The sequence below is a fragment of the Nocardia otitidiscaviarum NBRC 14405 genome (assembly GCF_000308635.1).
GTDB lineage: Bacteria > Actinomycetota > Actinomycetes > Mycobacteriales > Mycobacteriaceae > Nocardia > Nocardia otitidiscaviarum.
On the sequence record NZ_BAGD01000273.1, the window covers coordinates 22,062 to 44,603 of the forward strand.

Here is a 22,542-nt window from a genome sequence, read left to right on the forward strand (position 1 = left end):
ATGTGTGGGGTAAGGGTGCAGACTACCCGGGACAGCCAGTCGCACATCTCGCCCGATCGGGCCAACGTAGTGGAGTGGGAAGGAGTCGGCGAGTGTTCAGCCGTGTCGCCATCGTGAACCGGGGTGAGGCCGCCATGCGTCTCATCCATGCTGTTCGGGACCTGGCTGCGGAGACCGGATCGACGATCGAGACCGTCGCGTTGCATACCGACGTCGATCGGAATTCGACCTTCGTACGCGAGGCCGATATCGCATACGACCTGGGTCCCGCGTCCTCCCGCCCGTATCTGGACCTGAAGGCGCTGAAGCAGGCCCTGATCGCGACGAAGGCCGACTCCGCTTGGGTCGGTTGGGGTTTCGTGGCCGAGGATCCGGCCTTCGCGGAACTGTGTGAGCAGATCGGCGTCACCTTCATCGGCCCGAGCCCCGAGGCCATGCGCAAGCTCGGCGACAAGATCGGCGCCAAGCTGATCGCCGAGGAGGTCGGCGTGCCGGTCGCGCCGTGGAGCCGCGGCGGAGTCGAGACGGTGGAGGACGCGGTCGCCGCGGCCGAGCAGATCGGCTACCCGCTGATGCTGAAGGCCACCGCCGGTGGCGGCGGGCGCGGCATCCGGAAGATCACCAGCGAGGCCGAACTCGTCGATGCCTATGAACGCACCCGGCAGGAAGCCGCGCGCGCGTTCGGCAGCGGCGTGGTCTTCCTGGAGCGCCTCGTCACCGGCGCGCGGCACGTCGAGGTGCAGGTGATCGCGGACGGTCAGGGCACCGCGTGGGCGCTGGGCGTGCGCGACTGCTCGGTGCAGCGGCGCAACCAGAAGATCATCGAGGAGTCGGCCTCGCCGGTGCTGCGGCCCGATCAGGCGGCCGAGTTGAAGGCGTCGGCGGAACGGCTGGCCGTCGCGGTGGGCTACCGCGGCGCGGCCACCGTCGAATTCCTCTACCACCCCGGCGACGAGCTGTTCGCCTTCCTCGAGGTCAATACCCGCCTGCAGGTCGAGCATCCGATCACCGAGTGCACCACCGGATTCGATCTGGTGCGCGCGCAGCTGCTGGTGGCCTCGGGCGGCAAGCTGGAGGGTGAGCCCCCGGCCGAACGCGGCCACGCCATCGAGGCGCGGCTCAACGCCGAGGATCCCGACCGCGACTTCGCGCCCGCCCCGGGCCGCATCGCCCGGCTGAATCTGCCCGCCGGACCGGGCATCCGGGTCGACACCGGGGTCAGCGAGGGCGACACCATCCCCGCCGACTTCGACTCCATGATCGCCAAGATCATCGCCTACGGCCGCAATCGTGACGAGGCGCTGGGCCGCCTGCGCCGCGCGCTGACCGAGACCCGGGTCGTCATCGAGGGCGGTGCCACCAACAAGAGTTTCGTGCTCGAGCTGCTGAACCAGCCCGAGGTGATCGACGCCAGCGCCGACACCGGCTGGATCGACCGGGTGCGCGGCGAGGGCCGCCTGGTCTCCGACCGCCACTCCGCCATCGCCCTGGCCGCGGCCGCCATCGACGCCTACGAGGAGGACGAGCGGGTCGAGCGGCACCGCCTGCTGTCCACGGCGGCGGGCGGACGCCCGCAGGTGCAGCATCAGAGCGGCCGCCCCTGCGACCTGAAGCTGCGCGGCGTCGGCTACCGGGTGCGCGTGGCCCGGATCGGCGCGCACCGCTTCCGCATCGGCATCGAGTCCGGCGGCGATATCCGCACCGCCGACGTCGATCTGGAGCGTTTCGACAGCCACGCCGGGCAGATCGTGGTGAACGGCACCCGCTATCGCCTGATCACCGGCACGCACGGGCCGATCCACCTGGTCGAACTCGACGGCGTCACGCACCGCATCAGCCGCGACGAGGGCGGTGTCGTCCGCTCGCCCGCCCCCGCGCTGGTGGTCGCCACCCCGCTGGCCGTCGGCGACGAGGTCGAGGCGGGCGCACCGGTGCTGGTGCTGGAGAGCATGAAGATGGAAACGGTGCTGCGCGCGCCGTTCCGCGCCCGGCTCAAGGAATGCGCGGTCTCGGTCGGCACCCAGGTGGAGACCGGCGCGCCGCTGCTGCGGCTGGAGCCGCTGGTCGAGGACGGCGAGGAGGCCGAGACCGGTACCGCCGCCGCGGTCGACCTGGACCTGCCCGGCGAGGCCGCGCCGGTGCTGCCGCACGAGCGGCTGGCGCGCGGCATGCAGGATCTGCGCAGCCTGCTGCTCGGTTTCGACGTCGACCCGCACGATGAACGCCGGGTGGTCGAGGACTACCTGACCGCGCGCCGGGCCGCCATCGCGGACAACCGCCGCCCGCTCGCCGAGGAACTGGAACTGCTGGAGGTCTTCGCCGATCTCGCCGAACTGAGCCACAACCGCTCCGGTGACGAGGACGGCGGCCACGGGCACGTGCACAGCGCCCGCGAGTACTTTCACAGCTATCTGCAGAGCCTGGACGCGGAGCGGGCGGGTCTGCCGGATTCCTACCGCGCCAAGCTGTCCCAGGCGCTGAGCCACTACGGCGTCACCGAGTTGGACCGGACGCCCGACCTCGAGGGTGCGGTGTTCCGCGTCTTCCTGGCCCAGCAGCGCCCGTCCGACACCGTCACCGTCATCACCACCCTGTTGCGCGAATGGCTGCGGGAGCCGGTGCCGGATCAGGCGCTGCGCGAACCGGTCGGGCTGGTGCTGGAGCGACTGGTGGTCGCCACCCAGGTGCGCTTCCCGGTGATCGCGGATCTGGCGCGCGGCGTGGTGTACGCCTGGTTCGGTCTGCCGCTGCTGCGGCGCAACCGCGCCCGCGTGTACACCAATGTGCGCAAACAGCTCAGCTACCTCGACGCGCACCCGGACACCCCGGATCGCGCCGACCGCATCGCGGAGATGGTGCGCAGCACCGAGCCGCTGGTGAAGCTGCTCGGCCAGCGTCTGGTGCGCGGCAGCGTGGACAACACCGTCATGCTCGAGGTACTGACCCGCCGCTACTACGGCAACAAGGACCTCATCGGGGTGCGCGCCGAGGAGGTCGGCGGCTGCCGCTACGTCGTCGCCGAACGCCGCGGTCTGACCCTGGTCTCGGCGGCGGTGCGCTTCGACGCGCTCGACACCGCGCTGCGCGGGCTGGCCGAGCTGTCCGGCGGCGCGGCCTCCATCGAGGCGGATATCTACCTCAGCTGGGAGAACCAGCCGGAGGACTTCGAGGCCATGGCCGCGGCGTTGCAGGAAAAGCTTGCCGCGCAATCGCTTCCGAACCAGGTGCACCGCATCACCACCACCGTCGCGGGCAGCGGCGGCGCGGTCATGCACCATCACTTCACCTTCCGGCCGTCGGCGACCGGGATGGCGGAGGAGCGGCTCATCCGCGGCCTGCACCCGTTCATCGCGCAGCGCATGCAGATGAAGCGGCTGCGCAAGTTCGACCTCACCCGGCTGCCGTCCTCGGACAACGACGAGGTGTACCTGTTCCGCGCGGTCGCCAAGGAGAACCCCTCCGACGAACGGCTCATCGCCTTCGCGCAGGTGCGCGACCTGGCCGCGCTGCGCGAGCACGACGGCCGCCTGCTGGCGCTGCCGACGGCCGAGATCGCGGTGGCCACCTGCCTGGATTCGATTCGGCGGGCGCAGGCCCAGCGGCCGTCGGCCAAGCGCTTCAACACCAACCGCATCGTCATGTACATCTGGCCTCCGGTGGATGTCACCCGCGAGGAGTTGGAGACCGTGATCGGCGGGCACGTGCTGCCGATGACGGTGGGCGCGAATCTCGAGGAGATCCTGCTCATCGCCCGGCAGCGCGATCCGCGCAGCGGTGAGCTGACCAAGGTCGCGGTCCGCATCTCCTTCGACGCCACCGGCACCCCGCAGGTGAGCGTGGGCGAACGCACCGACGAGCCGGTCGAGCCGATCGACGCGTACCGGCAGAAGGTGCTGCGCGCCAGCAGCCGCAATACCGTCTACCCGTACGAGCTGACCGGTCTGCTCGGGGAATTCACCGAGTACGACCTCGACGCCGACCACGCCCTGGTGCCGGTGGATCGGCCCAAGGGGCGCAATACCGCGGCCATGGTCGCCGGTGTGGTCACCACCCCGACCGAACTGCACCCGCAGGGCGTCACCCGCGTGGTGCTGCTCGGCGATCCGACGAAATCCCTCGGCGCGCTGTCGGAACCGGAATGCCGCCGGGTGATCGCGGCACTGGATCTGGCCGACCGGATGCGGGTGCCGCTGGAGTGGTACGCGCTGTCCTCCGGTGCGCGCATCTCCATGGAGTCGGGTACCGAGAACATGGACTGGGTGGCGGCCGCGCTCAAGCGCATCGTCGAGTTCACCCAGGACGGCGGCGAGATCAATATCGTGGTCGCGGGCATCAATGTCGGCGCGCAGCCGTACTGGAACGCCGAGGCCACCATGCTCATGCACACCAAGGGCATTCTGGTGATGACCCCGGATTCGGCCATGGTGCTCACCGGCAAGCAGTCCCTCGACTTCTCCGGCGGCGTCTCGGCCGAGGACAACTTCGGCATCGGCGGCTACGACCGCGTGATGGGTCCGAACGGGCAGGCGCAGTACTGGGTGCCGAACCTGACCGCGGCCCGCGATGTGCTCATGTCGCACTACGAGCACACCTATGTGGCCCCGGGCGAGCAGGCGCCGCGCCGGGCGCAAACCACCGACCCGGTCGACCGCGACGTCTCCTCCTTCCCGCACACGCTGGCGGGCAGCGATTTCACCACCGTGGGTGAGATCTTCTCCGCCACCGCCAATCCGGATCGCAAGAAGCCCTTCGACATTCGGACCGTCATGCGGGCGCTGGCCGACCAGGACCACCCGGTGCTGGAGCGCTGGGCCGGGATGGCCGACGCCGAGACCGCGGTGGTGCAGGACGCGCACCTGGGCGGAATTCCGGTGTGCCTGCTCGGTATCGAGTCCCGTGGTGTGCCGCGCCGCGGCTTCCCGGCCACCGACGGACCCGACACCTACACGGCGGGAACGCTGTTCCCGCGCTCGTCGAAGAAGGCCGCGCGCGCGATCAACACCGCCAGCGGGAACCGGCCGCTGGTGGTGCTGGCGAATCTGTCGGGCTTCGACGGCTCCCCGGAGTCCATGCGCAAGTTGCAGCTCGAGTACGGCGCCGAGATCGGCCGGGCGATCGTGAACTTCGACGGGCCGATCGTGTTCTGCGTCATCTCGCGGTATCACGGCGGTGCGTTCGTGGTGTTCTCCAAGGCACTCAACCCGAATATGACCGTGCTCGCCATCGAGGGCTCCTACGCCTCGGTGCTGGGCGGCGCGCCCGCCGCGGCGGTGGTGTTCTCCGGTGAGGTGAACGCCCGCACGGCGGGCGATGCGCGGGTGCGGGAATTGCAGGAGCGGGCCGCCAATGCCATCGGCGCCGATCGCGCGGCGCTGACGGCGGAACTCGACGAGCTGCGGGCCTCGGTCCGCGCGGAGAAGCTCGGCGAGGTGGCCGCGGAATTCGACGGCGTGCACGACATCCAGCGCGCCGTCGACGTCGGCTCGGTGGACGCCATCATCCGCGCCGCCGAACTGCGGCCGCGCATTATCGAGGCCATCGAGGCCGGTCTGTCCGCCTGATCACGCACCGACGGGTCCGGCACGCCGCGCGGGCGGTGTGCCGGACCTCGTCCGTTCCGGGACGGTTCAGGGGGTCGCGGCGATGGCCAGCCCGATGAGCGTGACCACCTTCCCGACCTCCAGGCCGACATACCAGTAGTGCGCCCCGGAGCGGGGGAGCGTCTCGCCCGCCAGCACGCGGTCGGAGCGGCGGGTGAGCACCGGCCGCACGATGACGAGTTGACCGAGCAGGACGACGACCGCGCCGCCGAGCCACCACCAGGTGGCCGGGGTCGGGCCCACCGCCCCGGCGGCGGCGAGCAGCAGCGCCGCGATCATCGCCTCGGCGGTGTTCAGTGCCCGGAAGACGATGCGGCCGATACCCAGGCCGAGCGGAATGGTGATGCCCGGCGCGCGGAATTTCAGCGGGGCCTCCAGGAACGAGATCGCCAGCACCATGCCGAGCCAGAGCATCGGCAGGAACCAGAGCAGGTGCTGCGCAACAGCCTTCATGATCGTCGACGCTACCCGCCGGGACGGCGCGCACCAGGGGCTTTGGTCCCGTCCTGCGGCCCGGAAGGACGATTCGATGTCGATGGGCGGTCATCCGGGTTCCGGAGAGAATCACGCAATCGTCTGCGGCGTCGGCCGCGAGGCCGGATAGTCGATGGTGTTCTCCATCTACGCATTGCCTCCACCTGATGACCCCTCGTGGCAGGAGCAGCACGATGACGACATTCGACAACGACAGCGGTGCACTCGGCGCGGGTGAACTCGGCGCGGTGCGGTCCCCGGTACTCGGTGGGCCCCGCGGGCTGGGAACCGAACTCGCCAGGATCTTCTCCACCACGCGGCCGGACGTGACACCGGCTCCACCGGAACCGAATGGGACGAACCGATGCGCGCCCGCCGGGCGGGACTCGATCGCCACCGCCGTCCCGAACCCCGCACATCTCGCGGAACGGTTGGGCGAGAGCGCGTTTCGGATACCGGTTCGGCGGCTGGCCGATGCCGAACCCTATCGCGAATTCGAATGGGGCGACGGCTCCGCGTCGCCGGTCTACTGTCCACCCGCCGCCCGCGTTGACGACAATCTGGCCGCGGCGATCGACGACCGCCTGGTGGTGTGGGCCGAATCCATCGGCTGCACCGACGATGAACTCGACAAGCTGCGCGAGACCGGCTACGGGCGGCTGGTCATGTTGACCCACACCGATTCCGACGATCCCGACCGCCTGCTGATCGCCGCCCAGATGAACACCGCGTGGTGGATGGCCGATGACTACTATGCCGACGATTCGGCGTTGGGCGCGGATCCGACCCGGCTGCCGCAGCGCCTGACCATGGCAATGGCCGCACTGGACCCGGTGCCCGACGCGGGCGAATTCAGTATGCCGCTGGAGGAGACGCTGCGCACCGACAAGGTACTGCGCGCCTTCGGTTCGGCGGTCTCGAATCTGCGCCGCCACGCGACCCCGGATCAGGTGCAGCGCGCCTGCTACGCCACCTTCTCCATGTTCGTGTCCTGGACCACCTACGCGGCGTGGCGGCACACCGGGGAGGCGCCGTCCGCGTGGGAGTATCTCGCCGCCCGCCAACATGATTCGTTCTACACCTCGATGACCTTGATCGATCCGGTGGCGGGCTACGAGGTGCCCGCGAATCTGTTCTACGACGAGCGGGTGCGCCGGGCCGCGTTCCGGGCGGGCACGGCCTGCGTGCTCGTCAATGATCTGCTCTCGGTCAAGAAGGACGCCGCCGACGCGAATCCGGTCTGCAATATGGTGTTGCAGATCGCCGCGGATCGCGGCTGCTCGCTGGCCGAGGCCACCGAGATCACCGTCGACCTGCACAATCGCACGGTGCGGGAGTTCGAGGCCGAACATCGTGCGCTGCGGGCGATTCCATCGCCCGAATTACAGCTGTTCCTTCGCGGGGTCCGGGATTGGATCGGTGGCTCGTTCGAATGGCACAACACCAATCCCCGCTATCGGTAGCGCGCTGAACAGCGCTGCGGCACAACACAATCTCCAGGAGGGCTGCGATGTCGGACGCGCGGAAATCCTTCGCGGTCGGTACCCTCGCCGGGATCAACCCGCCGCTGGGGGCGGCACGATTCGTGGTGCGCATGGCACGGCTCGGGCGGCTGGACTCGGTACTGGCCACCGATCATCTCATCAGCGTGTTCCCCAGGGCCGCTTGGGATGCCGACTTCACGCCGCAGGCGAAGTCGGTGCGCAGCCCGGATGAGCAGTTCGACTTCGCCCCGCTGCTCGCGCATCTGGCCGCGAGTGCGGGGCGGGTGCAACCCGAGGCCATCGTGCCCGCCGCGATGATCACCATGCTCACCGCCCGCACGCCCGCGGGCCTGCGCCGCATCCTGCGCGCCCCGGCCGTCCGCTACCTGGGTCTGTTCGCCCCGGCGGCGGTCTGGACCCGCTGCGGCGCGAAACACCCCTTCGGACCGGACTTCCGCGGCCTGATCGACCTGATGCCACACCACCTCACCGCGACCGACGTACGCGAGGCCATCGCCGAGGTACCCGAGGAGGTCCTGCACGAGTGGCTGGTCATCGGCACCCCCGGCGACATCCTGAACCGGCTGCGCGCCCTGGCCGACGCGGGTCTGCGCCACGCCATCGTCTTCCCCAGCTCCGCCCTGGTCTCCGCCGCCGACGCCGCCTTCGGCTACGGCGTGGTGCTCTGGCTGGCCGCCCAACTCCGCCGCGGCGCGGGTTCCCGACCGACCGGCTAGCGCGTCCCGGTGAGCTGGTGGCCCCGGACCTCTCGGTCACCGATCGGACCGCGTTGGCACGGAGCCGTCTCCGGGTGAGCACGGAGGTGGGAGGCGGTGGGGAAGGCATACCTTCGAGATGGGCGGTCGCCGACCGGGAAGGACGGATCGGCAGCGGCTTACAGTTCGCACCGAGTCGGCGAAATATGCTGCGGTGCACGATAATCGGAGGGAATCATGAAGATTCGAGCGCTGTGGACAGCGGCCGCCGTCGCGTTGATGACCGTTCTCGGGTGCGGGGTCGCCTCGGCCTTCCCGTATATCCATCCGGACCCGGTCACACCCGGAGCGCAGGGGATCGTCACCACCACCGATCCGCTGGATCAATCGTCCACCTGTCTGCTGTACGGGCTGCCCGGCGTCGGTGTCGCGACCACACCGGGCGGCGGTGTCGGCGGACCCGCTGTGCCGTTTCTGGCGCCGGGGTCGGTGAACGGGGTGTGCCTGGGGGGCGACGGCATCGCGTTTCCCAGCGGATTCGTGGGCTGACCGGGGTCGCTGACGAGATCCCACGGGTGATTCGGGCTCGCATCCGCCCGCCACGGGTGCGCAGGGGTTGCCGGGGGTCGGTCGGAGAACCGGCTCCCGGTCGCCCACCGGACCGCGGTGCATGACCACCGGCCCTGGTTTCGGGGCGGTGGACGGCGCATGCTGTGAGCGGTCGGGATGGCGCTTCGGGGTGTGCGGTGAATTGTCGGGCGGCCTTCGCCGTGGTGTTGGCGACCGCGCTGGTGGTCGGCGCGGTCGTCGTCGCGATGGACTGGTCGACGGCGGCCATGCACGATCCGGCGCGAACATTACTGCTGGGTCCGCGGGAGTCGTTCGTGGCGGCGCGGGGGCCGTACCCGCCGGTGTTCGGGGTGTGGGAGTTGGTGCTGTTCCTGGGTGCCGGAACGGCGTTCGTGGCGGCGGGCTTCATCGCGTGGCGGGCGCGGCCGCGGGAGTGGACGGGTCCGCTGATCATCGTGGCGGGCCTGCTGTGGCTGCTCGGGGGACTGCGGCGATCCAGTGATCCGGCGCTGTTCACGATCGCGGCCGTGGTGACGAACCTGTATTTGCCGGTATTGATTCAGGTGCTGCTCGGTTTTCCGACCGGTCGGCTGCGATATCGCTGGGAGCGCTGGTTCGTGGGTGCGTGCTGGGTTCTGGCCACCGTCGGGGTGGCTGCGGAATGGATGTTCTTCGATCCGCGTGCGGTGGCGACGACGCATCCGTCGACATCGGTGAATCTGTTGCTGGTGCACCATGATCCGACGATCGCCACGGTCGTTCAGCTGACCGTCGGCGGGCTGGCCGCGGTCTGCGGTCTCGTGGTGACGGTGGTGATCGCCCGGCGCTGGCGCGTCGGGTCTCCCGCCTATCGGTCGGCCTTCCTGCCGTTGGGTGCGGCCGGATTGGTGGCGATCGTGGTCACCGTCGGCATTCTGGCCTCCGCCGTGCGCTTTCCCGGATCGCAGCATGCCTGGTTGCTGGAACTGCGCTATCCGACCTCGGCGGTGCTGCCGGTCGCGGTGGCGTTCGGGGTGATCCGCTATCAGCTGGCGCGGGTGGCCGTCGGCAGCGCCGTCACCGCCATCGGCTCCGCGCCGCCCGCCGGGGCTTTCGTGACGGCCCTGCGGCGCGCGGTCCGCGACCCCACCCTCGCGCTGTGGACCTACGCAGCGGAGCACGAGTGCTTCGTGGACGCCGAGGGGCGGCGGCGCGCGCTGCCCGTCCCGGGTGGACCGCAATCGGCCACGGTGCTCGAACGCGGTGGAGTTCCGGTGGGGGCCTTGGTCTTCGACACCGCACTGCCGGCCGCCGATCCGGAGTTGCTGGCCGCCGTCCGCGCCGCCGCGGCCTTGGCGCTCGAGCACGACCGATTGCGCGCCGACCTCCAGGAGCAGCTGGGTGAGGTGCGCCGCTCCCGGGAGCGGCTCGCGACCGCCGCCGATACCGCGCGCCGTCGCGTCGAACGCGACCTGCACGACGGTGCGCAGCAGCGTCTGGTGGCCGCCGCGATTCTGCTCGGTCGGGCTCGGCGCGCGGGCGACATCACGACCCGCGACACGTTGCTCGCCGAGGGCGTCGGTGAGCTGGACACCGCGCTGGCGGAATTGCGGGAGTTCGCGCGTGGCGTCTTCCCGCCGATGCTCGCGGCGCGAGGCCTGCCCGCGGCGTTGGACTCGCTCGCGCAGCGGGCCGTCCTGCCGGTGCGTGTCACGGGCGAGCCAGCGTCCCGCCCACCGGCCGTCATCGAGGCCGCCGCGTACTTCGTCGCCGCCGAGGCGGTCACCAACGCCACCAGGTACGCGGACGCCAGAACTATCCAGATCCGTTGCGAGACAGATGATGACGAGCTTCGCCTGTGTGTCGTCGACGACGGGTGCGGCGGGGCGGTGGTGTCACCCGGCGGCGGGCTCGACGGGCTGGCCGATCGGGTGGCGGCACTCGGCGGGACCTTCGAGTTGCACAGCCCGCCCGGCGCGGGAACCACGGTGACCGCGACCTTCCCCCTGCGGAGCGTGACGGCATGACCCTCACCGTCGCCGTCGCCGACGATTCGGCCCTGCTGTGCCGTGGTATCGCGCTCCTGCTCCGCGAGGAGGGGCTCGAGGTGGTGGGTACGGCCGCGGACGCCACGGCATTGCTGCGCATCGTGGCCACCGAACATCCGGCGGTGGCAGTGGTGGATATCCGCCTCCCTCCGACGCACACCCTGGAAGGCGTGCACGCGGCCCGGGCGATCCGCACCCGCTACCCGGCCACCGCCGTCCTGCTGCTGTCGCACTACGTGGAAACCGAGCACGTGATGGATCTGTTCGCCGACAGCGCCGCCGGTCTGGGCTATCTGCTGAAGGAGCGCGTCTCCCACATCGACGAGTTCCTGGAGGCGCTGCGCCGGGTCGCGGCGGGCGGCAGCGCCATCGACCCCGGCCTCATCAGCCGCATGATGGCCCGCCCGCACCACCGCCGCCTGCCCATCGACGATCTGTCCCCCCGGGAACGAGAAGTGTTGGCGCTCATGGCCGAAGGCAAATCCAACCGCGGTATCGCGGCGGCGCTGTTCCTCGGCGAGCGCACGGTGGAGACGCACGTCGGCGCGATCTTCACCAAGTTGGCTCTCCCGCCGGGGCCCGACGACCACCGACGCGTGCTGGCGGTGCTGCGCCACCTCGACGCCGGCAAGCGGTGATCCGAGGCCGTCGCGCGGCGGCGAGGCGACCGGCCAGGTGCAGGGCCGGGATGGTGAAGATTCCGGCGAGGCGGGTGTAGGGCCAGATCGCGATCAGCACCATGATGACGAGTGCGCGGGCCTGGTAGACGGCGGGGGCGTGGTGCATGACCTCGGGGGCGGGGTGCAGTGTAGCCAGGGAACGTGCCCAGGTGAACAGGGTTTCGGCGGTGCGGTATCGGTTGTCGGTGGATCCGGTGTCGAAGGTGACCAGGATGCCCGTGGTCATGGTGGCGACCAGGACCGGCAGGGTGATGCGGTCCACCGGGGTGACGCGGGAGCGGATGTCGGCGGAGATCAGCGGCGGGACCAGGAGCAGGCCCGCGCCGGCCAGCGCCAGCGGGACGGCCACCAGTTGGAGTGCCAGGAGGATGGCGCCGAGGGAGCCCTGCGGGCGTGAATGTGGCCCGGCGGCGAGGGCTTCGGCGACTCGTACCGCGAACAGCAGGGGGACGCCGATGCGGAAGGCGCGAATACCGAAGCGCTGGGCGCGGTCCAGACGCGGGCCGTAGAGGTGGGAGCGGAAGCCGTCGTGGCGGTAGCGCCAGACATGGCCGATGACGAACGAGAGCGCGGCGGCGCAGGGTAGCCACACCCAGAGCGCGACCATCATGGCTGACGTCCTTGCTGTCCGTGTCCTGCTGTGTCGCGATCACAGTGGCATGCCGGTGGCTGCTGGAAAAGTGCCGAAAGGCCCGAGGAGCGGAACCGCGCCGAGCCGACGGCGCGACGCCGCGCATGATACGCACGCTGTCCAGAGTTGTACGTCACATGAGCACAACTTGAACACCGTCGCGGGTGCGGTAGCGTGAACGACACCGATCGCGAGTCGCTGGACGGCCCTTCTCCTGCCCTCCATGCCCGAGGCCGTTGGTTGGTTTTCCGCTGTTTCGGCTGGATGTTCGCTGCTGCCCGGCAATGGGGCCGTTGGCCGGCGCGACACCGTGAAACCACCTCGGAGCACCCATGTCCCGTGTGATCGAGCCACAACTGTCGTATTCCACCGTCGTACCTCGCGAGCATGTGCATCGCAGCGCCATCAGCGAGGTGTTCCTGACCGACATCATCTGCGAGAAGTACCCCCGGTTCCGACTGGGGATTCAGTTGCCGCGCCAGCACAGCTACTACAGCGAGCACGTGGCGGAGGCGGCGACCTACGATCCGCTGCTGCTGCTGGAATGCTCCCGGCAGGCGTCGATCCTGATCGCGCACCGCTACGTGGGCGCGGGCATGGATCAGAAGTTCATCTTCAATACCGGCAATCTACGCATTTCCCACCTGGCCGGGCTGGTGGTGCGACCGCATCCCGGGTACGGCATCCTCGACGCCACCATCGTCGAGGAGAAGCAGCGCGACGACGTCGTCATCGGCATCACCCTGGCCATCGACATCCAACTCGACGGCACCTCGGTCGCCACCATGGAGATGGCCATCCAGTGGATGCCGGGCGCGGCCTGGGACAAGGTGCGCACCCGCGGGCGGGCGGCACTGGACCTGACCGCCGCCCGCCCCTATCCGCTGGAACGCCGGGCGGCACCGGAACTGGTGGGACGGCGCAGCATCGACAATGTGGTCCTCGGCGAATTCACCGCCGACACCTCGGTGCTGGACGCGGAAATCGTGGTGGACCAACACCATCCGAGCCTGTTCGACCATCCGCTGGACCACATTCCGGGCGCGGTGATCTTCGAGGCGTTCCGGCAGACCGCGGTGGTGGCCGCGCACGAGCTCTTCGGCCTCTCCCCGCAGCGCCTGGTGCTCACCACCGTGCGAGCCACCTTCCTGCGCTTCGGCGAGCTCGAACTGGCCACCCGCGCCCGCGCGCAACCGCTGCCGGTCACCGGCGACCACACCGTCGAGTTCAGCATCGAGATGGTGCAGGGCGACGCCGTGATCACCGAGGGGTTGGTGGCGCTGCGGCGGCCGGGCCGCGCGCCGATGCCGGGGGTGCGCGCATGAGCATGGTGTATCTCGACTTCGGAGGCGTGCTCTCGCCGCCCATCACGGAGCTGTTCGAGGCGTACGAACGCAAGACCGGCATCGCCCCGGCGGCGCTGCGATGGGCCATGGCCCGTGTGGCCGCCGACCTGGGTGTGGCGCCGCTGGCCCCGATCGAACTGGCCATGCTGCCGGAGGCCGAATGGGTGGATCGACTGCACGCCGCCCTGCGCGAGCGCGATCCCGGCATCGACCTCTCCCGCAGCGAACGCGAGTTCGGCGCGCAGTGGTTCGCCGGTCACGACGTGAATCCGCCTGTGCGGCAACTGGTGTTCGACCTGCGTGCGCGCGGTCACCGGGTCGGCATCCTCACCAACAATGTGGTCGAGTGGGAGCCGGTCTGGCGGCGCATGGTCGATCTCGACGACGCGGTCGACCACATCGTGGACTCGTGCCGGGTCGGGGTGCGCAAACCGGATCCCGCCATCTTCGACCTCGCGCGGGAACGCGCCGGGGTGCCCGCCGAAGAGTGCGTGCTGGTGGACGATCTCGCCGAGAACTGTGCCGCCGCCATCGCGGCGGGCTGGCGCGCGGTGCGCTTCGTCGACGCGGCGCAGGCGATCGCGGAGCTGAACGCCCGGCTCGATGAGCGGTCGCCGGTGTCCGTGGCGGTCACGGGGGAGCGGGCATGACCGAGTCGATGGTGAAACCAGGTGTCGCGCAGCACCTTCCGGTGGAGCGGCGGGGTCTGCTGCTGGCCGCGGTGCTGGTGGCCGTGCTGGTGGTGCCCACCGGAGTCTCCGGCACCGGTGTCGCACTGCCCCGCATCGCCGAGGACCTCGGCAATGCCCCCGCCCAGCTGCAATGGGTGGTCAACGGTTTCAATCTTACCTTCGCGGCCTTCAGCCTGGTGGCCGGATCGCTCGCCGACCATCTCGGACTGCGCCGCGGTTTCCTGGTCGGCTCGGCCCTGTTCTTCCTGGCCTCGGTGGTGAGCGCGGTGGCCCCGACCATCCTGGTGCTCGATATCGCCCGCGCGCTGGCCGGGGTCGGTGCGGCCACCATCTTCGCCTGCGGCGGCGCGCTGCTGTCGTCGAAATTCGACGGAGCGGAGCGGACCCGGGTGTTCGCCCTGTTCGGCACGGTGGCCGGGGTGGGGCTCGGCTTCGGGCCGTCGATTTCCGCGGCGGCCATCGGGCTGGTCGGTTGGCCGGGCATGTTCGCGGTGAACGCGCTGCTGATCCTGCTGGCCTTCGCGCTGGCGGCGGTCTGCGGCATTCGCGACGTGGCGCACGCCGAGCGGCCGCCCATCGACTATCGGGGTGCGGCGCTGTTCGCCTCCGGTCTGGCGCTGGTGATCGCGGGCATCGTGCAGTCCAACACCTGGGGTTGGGCCGGGCCGGGCACCCTCGCGCTGCTGGTCGCCGGTGTGCTCGTGCTGGCGGGATTCGCCGCGGCGCAACGGCGTACGGCCAATCCGCTGTTGGATCTGTCCCTGCTGCGCAACCCCACCCTGGTCGGACTGCTGCTGGTGCCGGTGGCGGGTGCGGTCGGTTTCGTGGCGCTGCTGACCTACTTCCCGACCTTCCTGACCGTGGTCTGGGATATGCCGACCACCACCGTCGGCGCGGTCATGCTCATTATGACGGTGCCGGTGGTCGTCGCCCCGATCATCGCCGGACGCCTTGCCCACCAGGGTGTTTCGCCACGGGTGATCCTCACGGTGAGTGTCGCGCTGTACGTGCTGGGCGCGGCCTGGCTGACCGTGGTCGGCGTGGATCGGAACATCGCGCTCATCGTCGGCCCGCTGGTGCTGCTCGGGGCGGGATTCGGACTGGGGGTGGGCCTCGTCGACGGCCAGGCCATCGGTTCGGTGCCGCCCGCCCGGGCGGGCATGGTGTCGGGTCTGGTCTCCACGGTGCGGCTCGGCAGCGAGGCCGTGGTGGTGGCCGTGTACGGCTCGGTGCTGGCCACCGTGGTCGGCGGCCGGGTGCGTGAACTGCTGCCCGACACACTCGGTCCGGCGGTCGTCGACCAGGCCGCCGCCGCCACCGCCGCCGGCGATCTGTCCGCCGTCGATCCCGCCGTGGACACCGCCGTGCTGGCCTCCGCCTACAACAGCGCCATCCACCCCGTGCTGTGGGTGCTGGCGGCGCTCTCCCTGCTGTTCGTCCTACTGGTCGCGGTGCTGCTGCGACCCGAATCCGAGGACCCGCGATGACTCTCAGCCTGCCCGACACCCGTATCCGCGTCACCGACATCCCCCACCTGGACACCCCCGAGCCGTTCGTGCGGCGACTGCCGGACGAACCGGACGGATTCGACCGCATCGAACTGCCCAGCGGCCACACCGCCGTCTGCCTGAGCTCCTACCACGATGTGCGAACCCTGTTGCTGGACAGCACATCCAGCCGCGAACTGTGCAATGTGGACGGCGGTCCGTCCTTCATGCCGACCAACTGGGCTCCGGAGGTGCTGATCAATCTGGACGCACCCGTGCACGGGGTGGTGCGCCGCTTCGTCTCGCACGAATTCAGTGCCCGCGCGTTGTCGGCCTGGGAACCGACGGTGGCCCGGTTCGCCGCCGCGGCCTTCGACCGACTCGCCGCCGCGGCCGATCCCGACCTGGTCCGCGATGTGTTCCGCGTCGTTCCGGCGCAGACCGCCTTGGCGCTGCTCGGCGTTCCGCTCGAACACGCCGCCTGGATGAACGAGCGCGGTCGCATCGTGCAGTACGCCGATCGCGACGATATCGCCGGTATCGAGACGGCGTGGATCGAACTGTGGAGCTGGGTCGGTCGCCTGCTCGCCGACGACAGCCTGCACGACGACACCGGCCTGCTGGCCGTCTACAAGCGCCGCGCGGCCGAACCGGAGTTCGCCGCCGTGGACACCGGACTGTTGCAGGGCACTGTGATGGGCATCGTGCTGGGCGGCGACAACAATATCGCCACCATGCTCGCCAAGACCGCCTACGCCGCGTTGGCGCATCCGCCGCTGTACCGGCGGGTCGCCGCCGATCCGGTGCGTTACGTGCCGCGCCTGGTGGACGAGATCCTGCGCCTGATGCCGCTCGGCACCCCGGGCGCGTTCCCGCGCATGCTGACCAATCCGCTGGTCACCGCCGCGGGCGCGCTGCCGGCGGGCAGCATCGTCTACCCGTGGGTCACGGCCGCCAACCGTGACCCGGAGGTGTTCCCCGACCCGCTGGTCATCGATCTGGAGCGACCCGCGCGCCAGCATCTGCAATACGGGTACGGCATGCACCGCTGCATGGGGTCGGCGCTGTCGCAGATGGAACTGATCGCGGTGCTGACCGAGCTGTTCCGGCGCTGTCCCGATGCCGAACTCGCCGTCGATCCCGCGGCGGTGCCGTGGGATTTCGGGATCGGACTGCGGCGGCCCGCGGCGCTGCCGATCCGGCCCCGGTAGCCGATCGACGTGACGGATGTGACCGACAGGAAGGAGCCGAGGATGACGCAGCACTGTGAGGTGGCCGTGGTCGGTGGCGGCCCGGTGGGCATGCTGGTGGCCGGGGAGCTCGCGCTGCACGGTGTTTCGGTCGTGGTGCTGGAGACCCGCACCGAGGTGAGCGAACAGCCCAAGGCGGGCACCTATCACGCGCGGGCCATTCAGACCCTGGCGCGGCGCGGCATCCTGCGCTTCCCGCGAGTGGACGCCGACTATCGGGACATCGTGCGGGAGCCCTTCCAGTTCGCCGGATATCCGTGGCTCACGCTGCGCACCCGGGCCATCGAGGGCCCGGTCATGATCGGGCTCGCCCAGGCCGACCTGGAGCGGGCGCTGGGAGAGCGCGCGGGGAATCTGGGCGCGCTCATCCGGCGCGGTCACACCGTCACCGCGGTCCGGCAGGATTCCGGCCGCGTCACGCTCTCCGTTCGTGAGGGGACGGAGAGCTACACGCTCACAGCGGATTACGCGATCGGCTGCGACGGCCCACGCGGTATCGTCCGCGAATCCGGGGACTTCCCCACGGTCGAGTATCCGCCCACCCTGCGCGCCATGCTCGGCATGGCGCGGCTGCCCCATCCGGAGCAGCTGCGGCCGGGCTGGCAGCCCACCCCGCGCGGGTGGACGCTGTTGAACCTGAACCGATTCGGTTCCAGCCGCATCATCACCTTCGAATTCGACGGGCCGGAACCCGATCGGCGGCGGCCGATCACGGAGGCGGAGTTCGCGGCGGCGGTCGAGCGCATCACCGGTCGGCCGGTGGAATTGCGGGATCTGGAGTACACCAGCAGATTCAGCGACTTCACCCGCTTGGTCACCGACTACCGGGCCGGGCGGCTGTTCGTGGCCGGAGACGCCGCCCACGTGCACTACCCGCTGGGTGGGCAGGGGCTCAACACCGGTTTGCAGGATGCGGTGAATCTGGGCTGGAAGCTGGTCTCGGTACTGCGTGGCGGTGCGAATCCCGCGATGCTGGACAGCTATTCGACCGAACGGCAGCCGGTGGCGGCCCGGCTGGTGGAGAACACGCGCGTGCAGGCGATGCTCATGAATCCCGCACCCGACCATGATCCGCTGCGCGGATTCGTGCGGGAGCTGCTCAGCAATCCGGACGCCCACGACCGGCTCGCCGACACCGTCAACGGTGAATCGGTGAGCTACCCGGGAGCGCCCGACGACGGTGCGTGGGCGGGTGAGTTCTTCCCGAATCTCACCGTCGAGGTGCCGGGCGCGGGTGCGCGCACCATCGGCGATCTGCTCACGGCCGGACGCGCGGTGCTGCTGACCGCCGAACCGGCCGTCGACCGCGCCGCGCTCGCCCACCCGCTCGTCGACGTGGTCGCGGTGGACCGGCTGCCGGAGGGCATACCGCCGGTCGTGCTCATTCGCCCGGACGGCTATGTCGCCTGGTCCGGCGACGGTATCCGTGATACCGGCGGTGCGCTGCCCCCCGGTTTCGCCGCCACGCTCGCCTTCTGGTTCGGCACCGCGACGACCGCGGATCCGGTGGGCTCGGGCGGGAGCCGAGGTGAGTTTGCTGGCTGATCTCTGGACTGCGGACCTTGCCCATGTTCGTTACCATCGGCAACCATGGAGGGCCGGGGGTATCGCGGTGGGTGATGGTGAGTGGCTGGTCATCGAGACACTGTCGGATGCCCCGACAGTGGTTGCCGCTGGTTCGCGTGCGCGCAAATGGCGGCCGCTGAGCAATGTGTTCAGGGGCAGCTCGCTGGCCATGGTGCACAAGCTGGTGGGCGTGGTGGTCGACAATCTCAAGGATTCGCAGACGCTGGTCGATCTCACCCCCGGTACCCGGCTCGCCTACGCCCGGCCGATTCTCGGCCCCGGCCGCCAGGTGCACGCGGTCATGGTGTGGCTGGGCAGCCGCGATGAGAACCCGCCACCGCCGCCCGGTGCGCTCGGCTGGACCTGGGATGTGACCGACCCCGGCCGACCGCGGGCGGTGCCCCATCCGGGTACGGCGGCGTTCTACGGATTCCCGGACGCCAGCGAACCGTCCATCACCGAGGTGCTGTCCACCCTGATCGGGCTGCCCGAGATCGCCGAGGCGCTGGCCGCCATCGATACCGCGGCAGCCGATGCCACCGGAACGGGGGAGTGGCTCATACGTCGACCGGACGGCCGAATCATGAAGGTGCGGTATGCCTTTCGCGGTGCTCATCGGGAAGGACGACTGCTGCTGCACGGAATCAGCCAGGAGTTGCCGGACCAACCGCCCACACCGGCGGAGCTGCTGAGCGCCGACGTGCTGGCGGCGGTGGCGGCGGACGCCCGCCCCGCGCTGGTGCACACCGCCTCGGGGCGGGTGCGGGCCTGGCTCACCGCCCCACCGGATTTCCTGCCCGCGGCGGTGGTGCGCGGCGAGGCGTCCGCACCCGCCGGACCCTCGACCCGGCTGCCCGGACTGCCCGAATCGACTGCGCTGCGGGTGATCTCACCGCCGTAGTCCCGAATCGACGGGGGAGACACCATGGCCCGTGTTCGCACACCCCGCCTGGGTGTCATCTGCGCCGGTATCGCGCTGGAAAGCTACGACTGGGTGCTGTACGCACTGCTGGTGGCCTACTTCGCGCCGGTCTTCTTCGCCGGCGACCTGCGGCGGTCGCTGCTCTTCGGATTCGGTGTCTTCGCCGCTGGGTTCGTGGCGCGCCCGCTCGGCGGCGTGCTGCTGGGCCGGTTGGCGGATCGGCGCGGGCGGCGGATCGCCATGCTGGTCTGCGTCGCGGGCGCAGGGACGGCCGCGTACGGTATGGCGCTGACACCGGGGACGGCGGTGATCGGTCCGGCCGCACCCGTGCTGGTGCTGGTGTGGCGGCTGCTGCTCGGGCTGTCCCAGGGCGGTGAACTGCCGGTGGCGCAGACCTATCTCTACGAGTGCGCGCCGCCCGCCCGGACCGGCCTGTTCACCAGCATGTTCTATGTCTTCGCCGCCGCGGGCAAGCTGGCCGCGAGTGTGCTCGCGGCCGTGCTGGTATCGGTCCTGGGCAGGCAGGCGATGCTGGACGGCTGGTGGCGGTTGCCATTCCTGCTGGGCGGGATCGCGGCCACCGCGTTCTTCCTGCTGCGGGCGGCTCCCGGATACTCGGGCGACCACGGCACCCGAGCCCCGGCCGCCACGCGACCGGCGTGCGCTGCTGGGCCCGATGGCCGTGGTGGCGGGGCTGACGGTCGGCGTCACCTCCGCGTACTACCTGTGGACCGCCGCGCCCACCGCCTACGCCCTGACCGTGCTGGGCCTGGACGACGACGGGGTGCTGTGGGCCGGTGTCGGCGCGACCGTGGTCTTCGCGCTGGCCCTGCCCGCGTTCGGTCTGCTCGGCGACCGGATCGGCGTGCGGCGCACGCTCTTCGGCGGCACCCTCGCCATGGCCGCCGCGACCGTTCCACTGCACCTGCTGCTGGAGCACGCCACCCCGGTGACCTACTGGGCGGTCATCCTCGTCGCCACCGTGCTGCTGGCCTGCCTGTGCGCCACCCTGCCCGCCAGTATGTCGGCGCTGTTCCCCGCCCGGCACCGCGCGCTCGGCCAGGCGTTGCCCTATGGCGTCACGGTCGCCGTATTCGGTGGTACCACACCGTTCTTCGAGCAGTTGACCGCCACCTCCGACCTGGTACTTCCCGTCTACGTGGTGGTATTGCTGCTGGTGAGCGCCTGGACCAATCTGGCCTCCGCGCGGCGAGATCGCCAGGCGCGGGGTTCCGTTGCTGAAAATTTGCCGATAGTGTGGTCCAGGTGAACGTGACACGAGAGGCGCTGCGCGCCGCCAGAGCCAGATACACCGCGGCCGTCCACGAGTACGCCGCTGCGGGCCAGGATCGTCTGGAACTGTTCTCCAATGCCGTTGCCGCAGGTTGGGATTCCTTGGAGGCAGCCACCGAACTCGGCATTCCCGGTCTGTTCACCCCGGACGAAACCGATGTGCCCGCGTCCGGCACGGATACGCCCGGCTCACCCGCGCGCGATTTGCTGTGAGGTGGTCGGGCGCCCGGATATTCCGGGCGCCCACCGTATTCGACGTGGTCAGGCCGCCAGCGCCGGTCGCGGTGTGCGGCCCGCCGCCGTAGGCCAACGGGGATGGTCGGCGTCGATGACATAGGGGTGGGTGTGCCGGTAGTGCCGATCTCCCACGCGCACGGCGTCGGCGAGGCGGGCCGGGTCGATGCTGCCGACCTCGTGCAGGTGGGTGATCACCTCCGGGTCGTGGCGCGGCCACATCCGCGCGGCCACCGCGATGCCCGCGAGCGCGAGGACGCCGAGGACGGTCCAGGTGGGTGTGAAACCGGCGGCGGTGGTGAGCCATCCGGCGATGGGGTACGTGATCAGCCAGGCCAGGTGGGAGAGCGAGAACTGGGCGGCGAAGAGGGCGGGGCGGTCCGCCGGCCGCGAGGAGCGCCGCAGGACCTGACCGGTGGGGGTCAGAACGGCGGCGGTGCCCGCGCCGACGACGGCCCAGATCACGGCGGCCGCGGTCCACCGCCATGCGCCCGTGCCCGCCAGGGAGAGCGTGACGGCGGCGGCGAGTGCCGTGGCCAGGGTGGCGGCGCCGGTCAGCATGACCGGCCGTGCGCCGAGACGGTCGAGTACGCGCGGCAGTGCCAGTGCGACGAGCATGGTGCCGAAACCATTGGCGGCCAGCAGCAGTGCCACGCCGGACTGGGTGCCGCCGAGGGTGTCGCGCACGTAGTTGACGGTATTGACCATGATCATCGACCCGGCGGCGGCCACCACCAGATTCAGGCCGAGTAGCCCGCGCAGCCGGGGCGTCGCGGCGAAGATGCGCATCCCGACCGCGATCCGGTCGGCGAATCCGCCCGAGGTCGCGCCGGTGGCGTTCGGAACGCGGGTGCCGAGCACCAGGGCGGCCGAGACGGCGAAACCGACGGCGGTGCCGACGAACAGCCAGTGGTAACTGATCACGGCCAGGGCCGCGGCGGCGAGTACGGGGCTCAGCAGCGTCTCCATGGTGGCGGCCAGCTGGGCGGCGGACAGTGCGCGGGTGTACTCGCGCTCGTCGGGCAGGATGTCGGGAATGATCGCCTGATAGGTCGGAGTGAAGGCGGCCGAAGCGGTTTGGAGCACCGCGATCAGCGCGTAGATCTGCCAGACCTGGTCGATGAACGGCAGGGCCAGCACCACCGCGGCGCGAACGGCGTTGAGCGACACCAGGAACGCGCGACGCGGGAACCGATCGGCATAGGCGGCGACGATCGGCGCGACCGTCACGTAGACGAGCATCTTGATGGTCAGTGCGGTGCCGAGTACGGCGGCGGCGTCACCACCGGCGAGCTCGTAGGCGAGCAATCCCAGTGCGACGGTGGTCAGTCCGGTGCCGAACAGCGCCGACAGCTGCGCGACGAAGAGTCGGAGATAGTCGTGATGGGCGAACAGGGTGGCGGTCGAGGGCGTGGTACGCATCGGGGCACTTCCTGGGAGTGGGCTGGGGTGGCGGTTCGCGGGCATGGGGACATCGGCGCTCGCACATGGCGGTCTCCTCTCGGTCGTCGTCGTGACACGGGAAACATATACCCCTTGGGGGTATATGGCAAGCAAGGTTGTGGTGATG

17 protein-coding genes and 1 pseudogene are annotated in these 22,542 nt (G+C 70.2%); 15 read left to right on the plus strand and 3 right to left on the minus strand.

Annotated elements, in window-relative coordinates:
* The first annotated feature begins 92 nt into the window (after positions 1–92).
* Complete coding sequence (locus ON31_RS30735; RefSeq protein WP_039818650.1) at positions 93–5,561, plus strand: ATP-binding protein; 5,469 nt, start codon at positions 93–95, stop codon at positions 5,559–5,561.
* 66 nt (positions 5,562–5,627) lie between these two features.
* Here ON31_RS30735 and ON31_RS30740 read toward each other — a convergent pair whose 3' ends face one another.
* Positions 5,628–6,053 (minus strand): hypothetical protein, encoded by a 426-nt coding sequence (locus ON31_RS30740; RefSeq protein WP_039818651.1) that lies wholly within the window; start codon positions 6,051–6,053, stop codon positions 5,628–5,630.
* 215 nt (positions 6,054–6,268) lie between these two features.
* On the opposite strand from ON31_RS30740, the gene ON31_RS30745 reads away from it, so the two are divergent.
* The 5 genes from ON31_RS30745 to ON31_RS30765 all read left to right on the plus strand — a co-directional run bounded on the left by ON31_RS30745 (position 6,269) and on the right by ON31_RS30765 (position 11,509).
* The gene (locus ON31_RS30745) at positions 6,269–7,537 is read left to right on the plus strand and encodes a family 2 encapsulin nanocompartment cargo protein terpene cyclase (protein WP_051038020.1); all 1,269 of its coding nucleotides are present in this window, start codon (positions 6,269–6,271) and stop codon (positions 7,535–7,537) included.
* Between the two features lie 47 nt (positions 7,538–7,584).
* Complete coding sequence (locus ON31_RS30750) at positions 7,585–8,295, plus strand: LLM class flavin-dependent oxidoreductase (protein WP_039818652.1); 711 nt, start codon at positions 7,585–7,587, stop codon at positions 8,293–8,295.
* A gap of 216 nt (positions 8,296–8,511) precedes the next feature.
* On the plus strand, positions 8,512–8,823 hold the full coding sequence (locus ON31_RS30755) for a hypothetical protein (RefSeq protein WP_039818653.1): 312 nt from the start codon (positions 8,512–8,514) through the stop codon (positions 8,821–8,823).
* A 197-nt stretch (positions 8,824–9,020) separates the two neighbouring features.
* Complete coding sequence (locus ON31_RS30760; protein WP_039818655.1) at positions 9,021–10,850, plus strand: sensor histidine kinase; 1,830 nt, start codon at positions 9,021–9,023, stop codon at positions 10,848–10,850.
* Complete coding sequence (locus ON31_RS30765; protein WP_039818656.1) at positions 10,847–11,509, plus strand: response regulator transcription factor; 663 nt, start codon at positions 10,847–10,849, stop codon at positions 11,507–11,509. Before ON31_RS30760 ends, ON31_RS30765 begins: the two co-directional genes overlap by 4 nt.
* On the opposite strand, the gene ON31_RS30770 is transcribed toward ON31_RS30765, so the two are convergent.
* Entirely contained in the window at positions 11,424–12,161 is a 738-nt protein-coding gene (locus ON31_RS30770) for a respiratory nitrate reductase subunit gamma (protein ID WP_039818657.1), read from the minus strand. The genes ON31_RS30765 and ON31_RS30770 overlap by 86 nt on opposite strands.
* Positions 12,162–12,514: 353 nt before the next feature.
* On the opposite strand from ON31_RS30770, the gene ON31_RS30775 reads away from it, so the two are divergent.
* From ON31_RS30775 to ON31_RS30810, 9 genes and pseudogenes are all read left to right on the plus strand, one after another.
* Positions 12,515–13,507: a ScbA/BarX family gamma-butyrolactone biosynthesis protein gene (locus tag ON31_RS30775; protein WP_081592861.1), complete on the plus strand. Its 993-nt coding sequence runs from the start codon at positions 12,515–12,517 to the stop codon at positions 13,505–13,507.
* Positions 13,504–14,178 carry an HAD family hydrolase gene (locus ON31_RS30780; protein WP_039818658.1) on the plus strand — a complete coding sequence of 225 codons (675 nt, stop codon included), beginning with the start codon at positions 13,504–13,506 and terminating at the stop codon, positions 14,176–14,178. The genes ON31_RS30775 and ON31_RS30780 overlap by 4 nt, the downstream gene beginning before the upstream one ends.
* Complete coding sequence (locus tag ON31_RS30785) at positions 14,175–15,707, plus strand: MFS transporter (protein WP_051038023.1); 1,533 nt, start codon at positions 14,175–14,177, stop codon at positions 15,705–15,707. The genes ON31_RS30780 and ON31_RS30785 overlap by 4 nt, the downstream gene beginning before the upstream one ends.
* Positions 15,704–16,918, plus strand: coding sequence for a cytochrome P450 (locus ON31_RS30790; protein ID WP_039818660.1), 1,215 nt, complete (start codon positions 15,704–15,706; stop codon positions 16,916–16,918). Before ON31_RS30785 ends, ON31_RS30790 begins: the two co-directional genes overlap by 4 nt.
* 42 nt (positions 16,919–16,960) lie before the next feature.
* On the plus strand, positions 16,961–18,502 hold the full coding sequence (locus ON31_RS30795) for an FAD-dependent monooxygenase (protein ID WP_051038024.1): 1,542 nt from the start codon (positions 16,961–16,963) through the stop codon (positions 18,500–18,502).
* 67 nt (positions 18,503–18,569) lie between these two features.
* Positions 18,570–19,424, plus strand: a complete 855-nt coding sequence (locus tag ON31_RS30800) for a GAF domain-containing protein (RefSeq protein WP_051038025.1) — start codon at positions 18,570–18,572, stop codon at positions 19,422–19,424.
* A 24-nt stretch (positions 19,425–19,448) separates the two neighbouring features.
* Positions 19,449–20,036 (plus strand): annotated as a pseudogene (locus tag ON31_RS38650) (MFS transporter); the annotation flags it as partial.
* Positions 20,037–20,121: 85 nt separating this feature from the next.
* Entirely contained in the window at positions 20,122–20,715 is a 594-nt protein-coding gene (locus ON31_RS38290; RefSeq protein WP_051038026.1) for an MFS transporter, read from the plus strand.
* Positions 20,712–20,951, plus strand: a complete 240-nt coding sequence (locus ON31_RS30810; RefSeq protein WP_147287223.1) for a hypothetical protein — start codon at positions 20,712–20,714, stop codon at positions 20,949–20,951. The genes ON31_RS38290 and ON31_RS30810 overlap by 4 nt, the downstream gene beginning before the upstream one ends.
* 48 nt (positions 20,952–20,999) lie before the next feature.
* Here ON31_RS30810 and ON31_RS30815 read toward each other — a convergent pair whose 3' ends face one another.
* Positions 21,000–22,394 carry an MFS transporter gene (locus ON31_RS30815; RefSeq protein ID WP_039818662.1) on the minus strand — a complete coding sequence of 465 codons (1,395 nt, stop codon included), beginning with the start codon at positions 22,392–22,394 and terminating at the stop codon, positions 21,000–21,002.
* Positions 22,395–22,542: the final 148 nt, after the last annotated feature.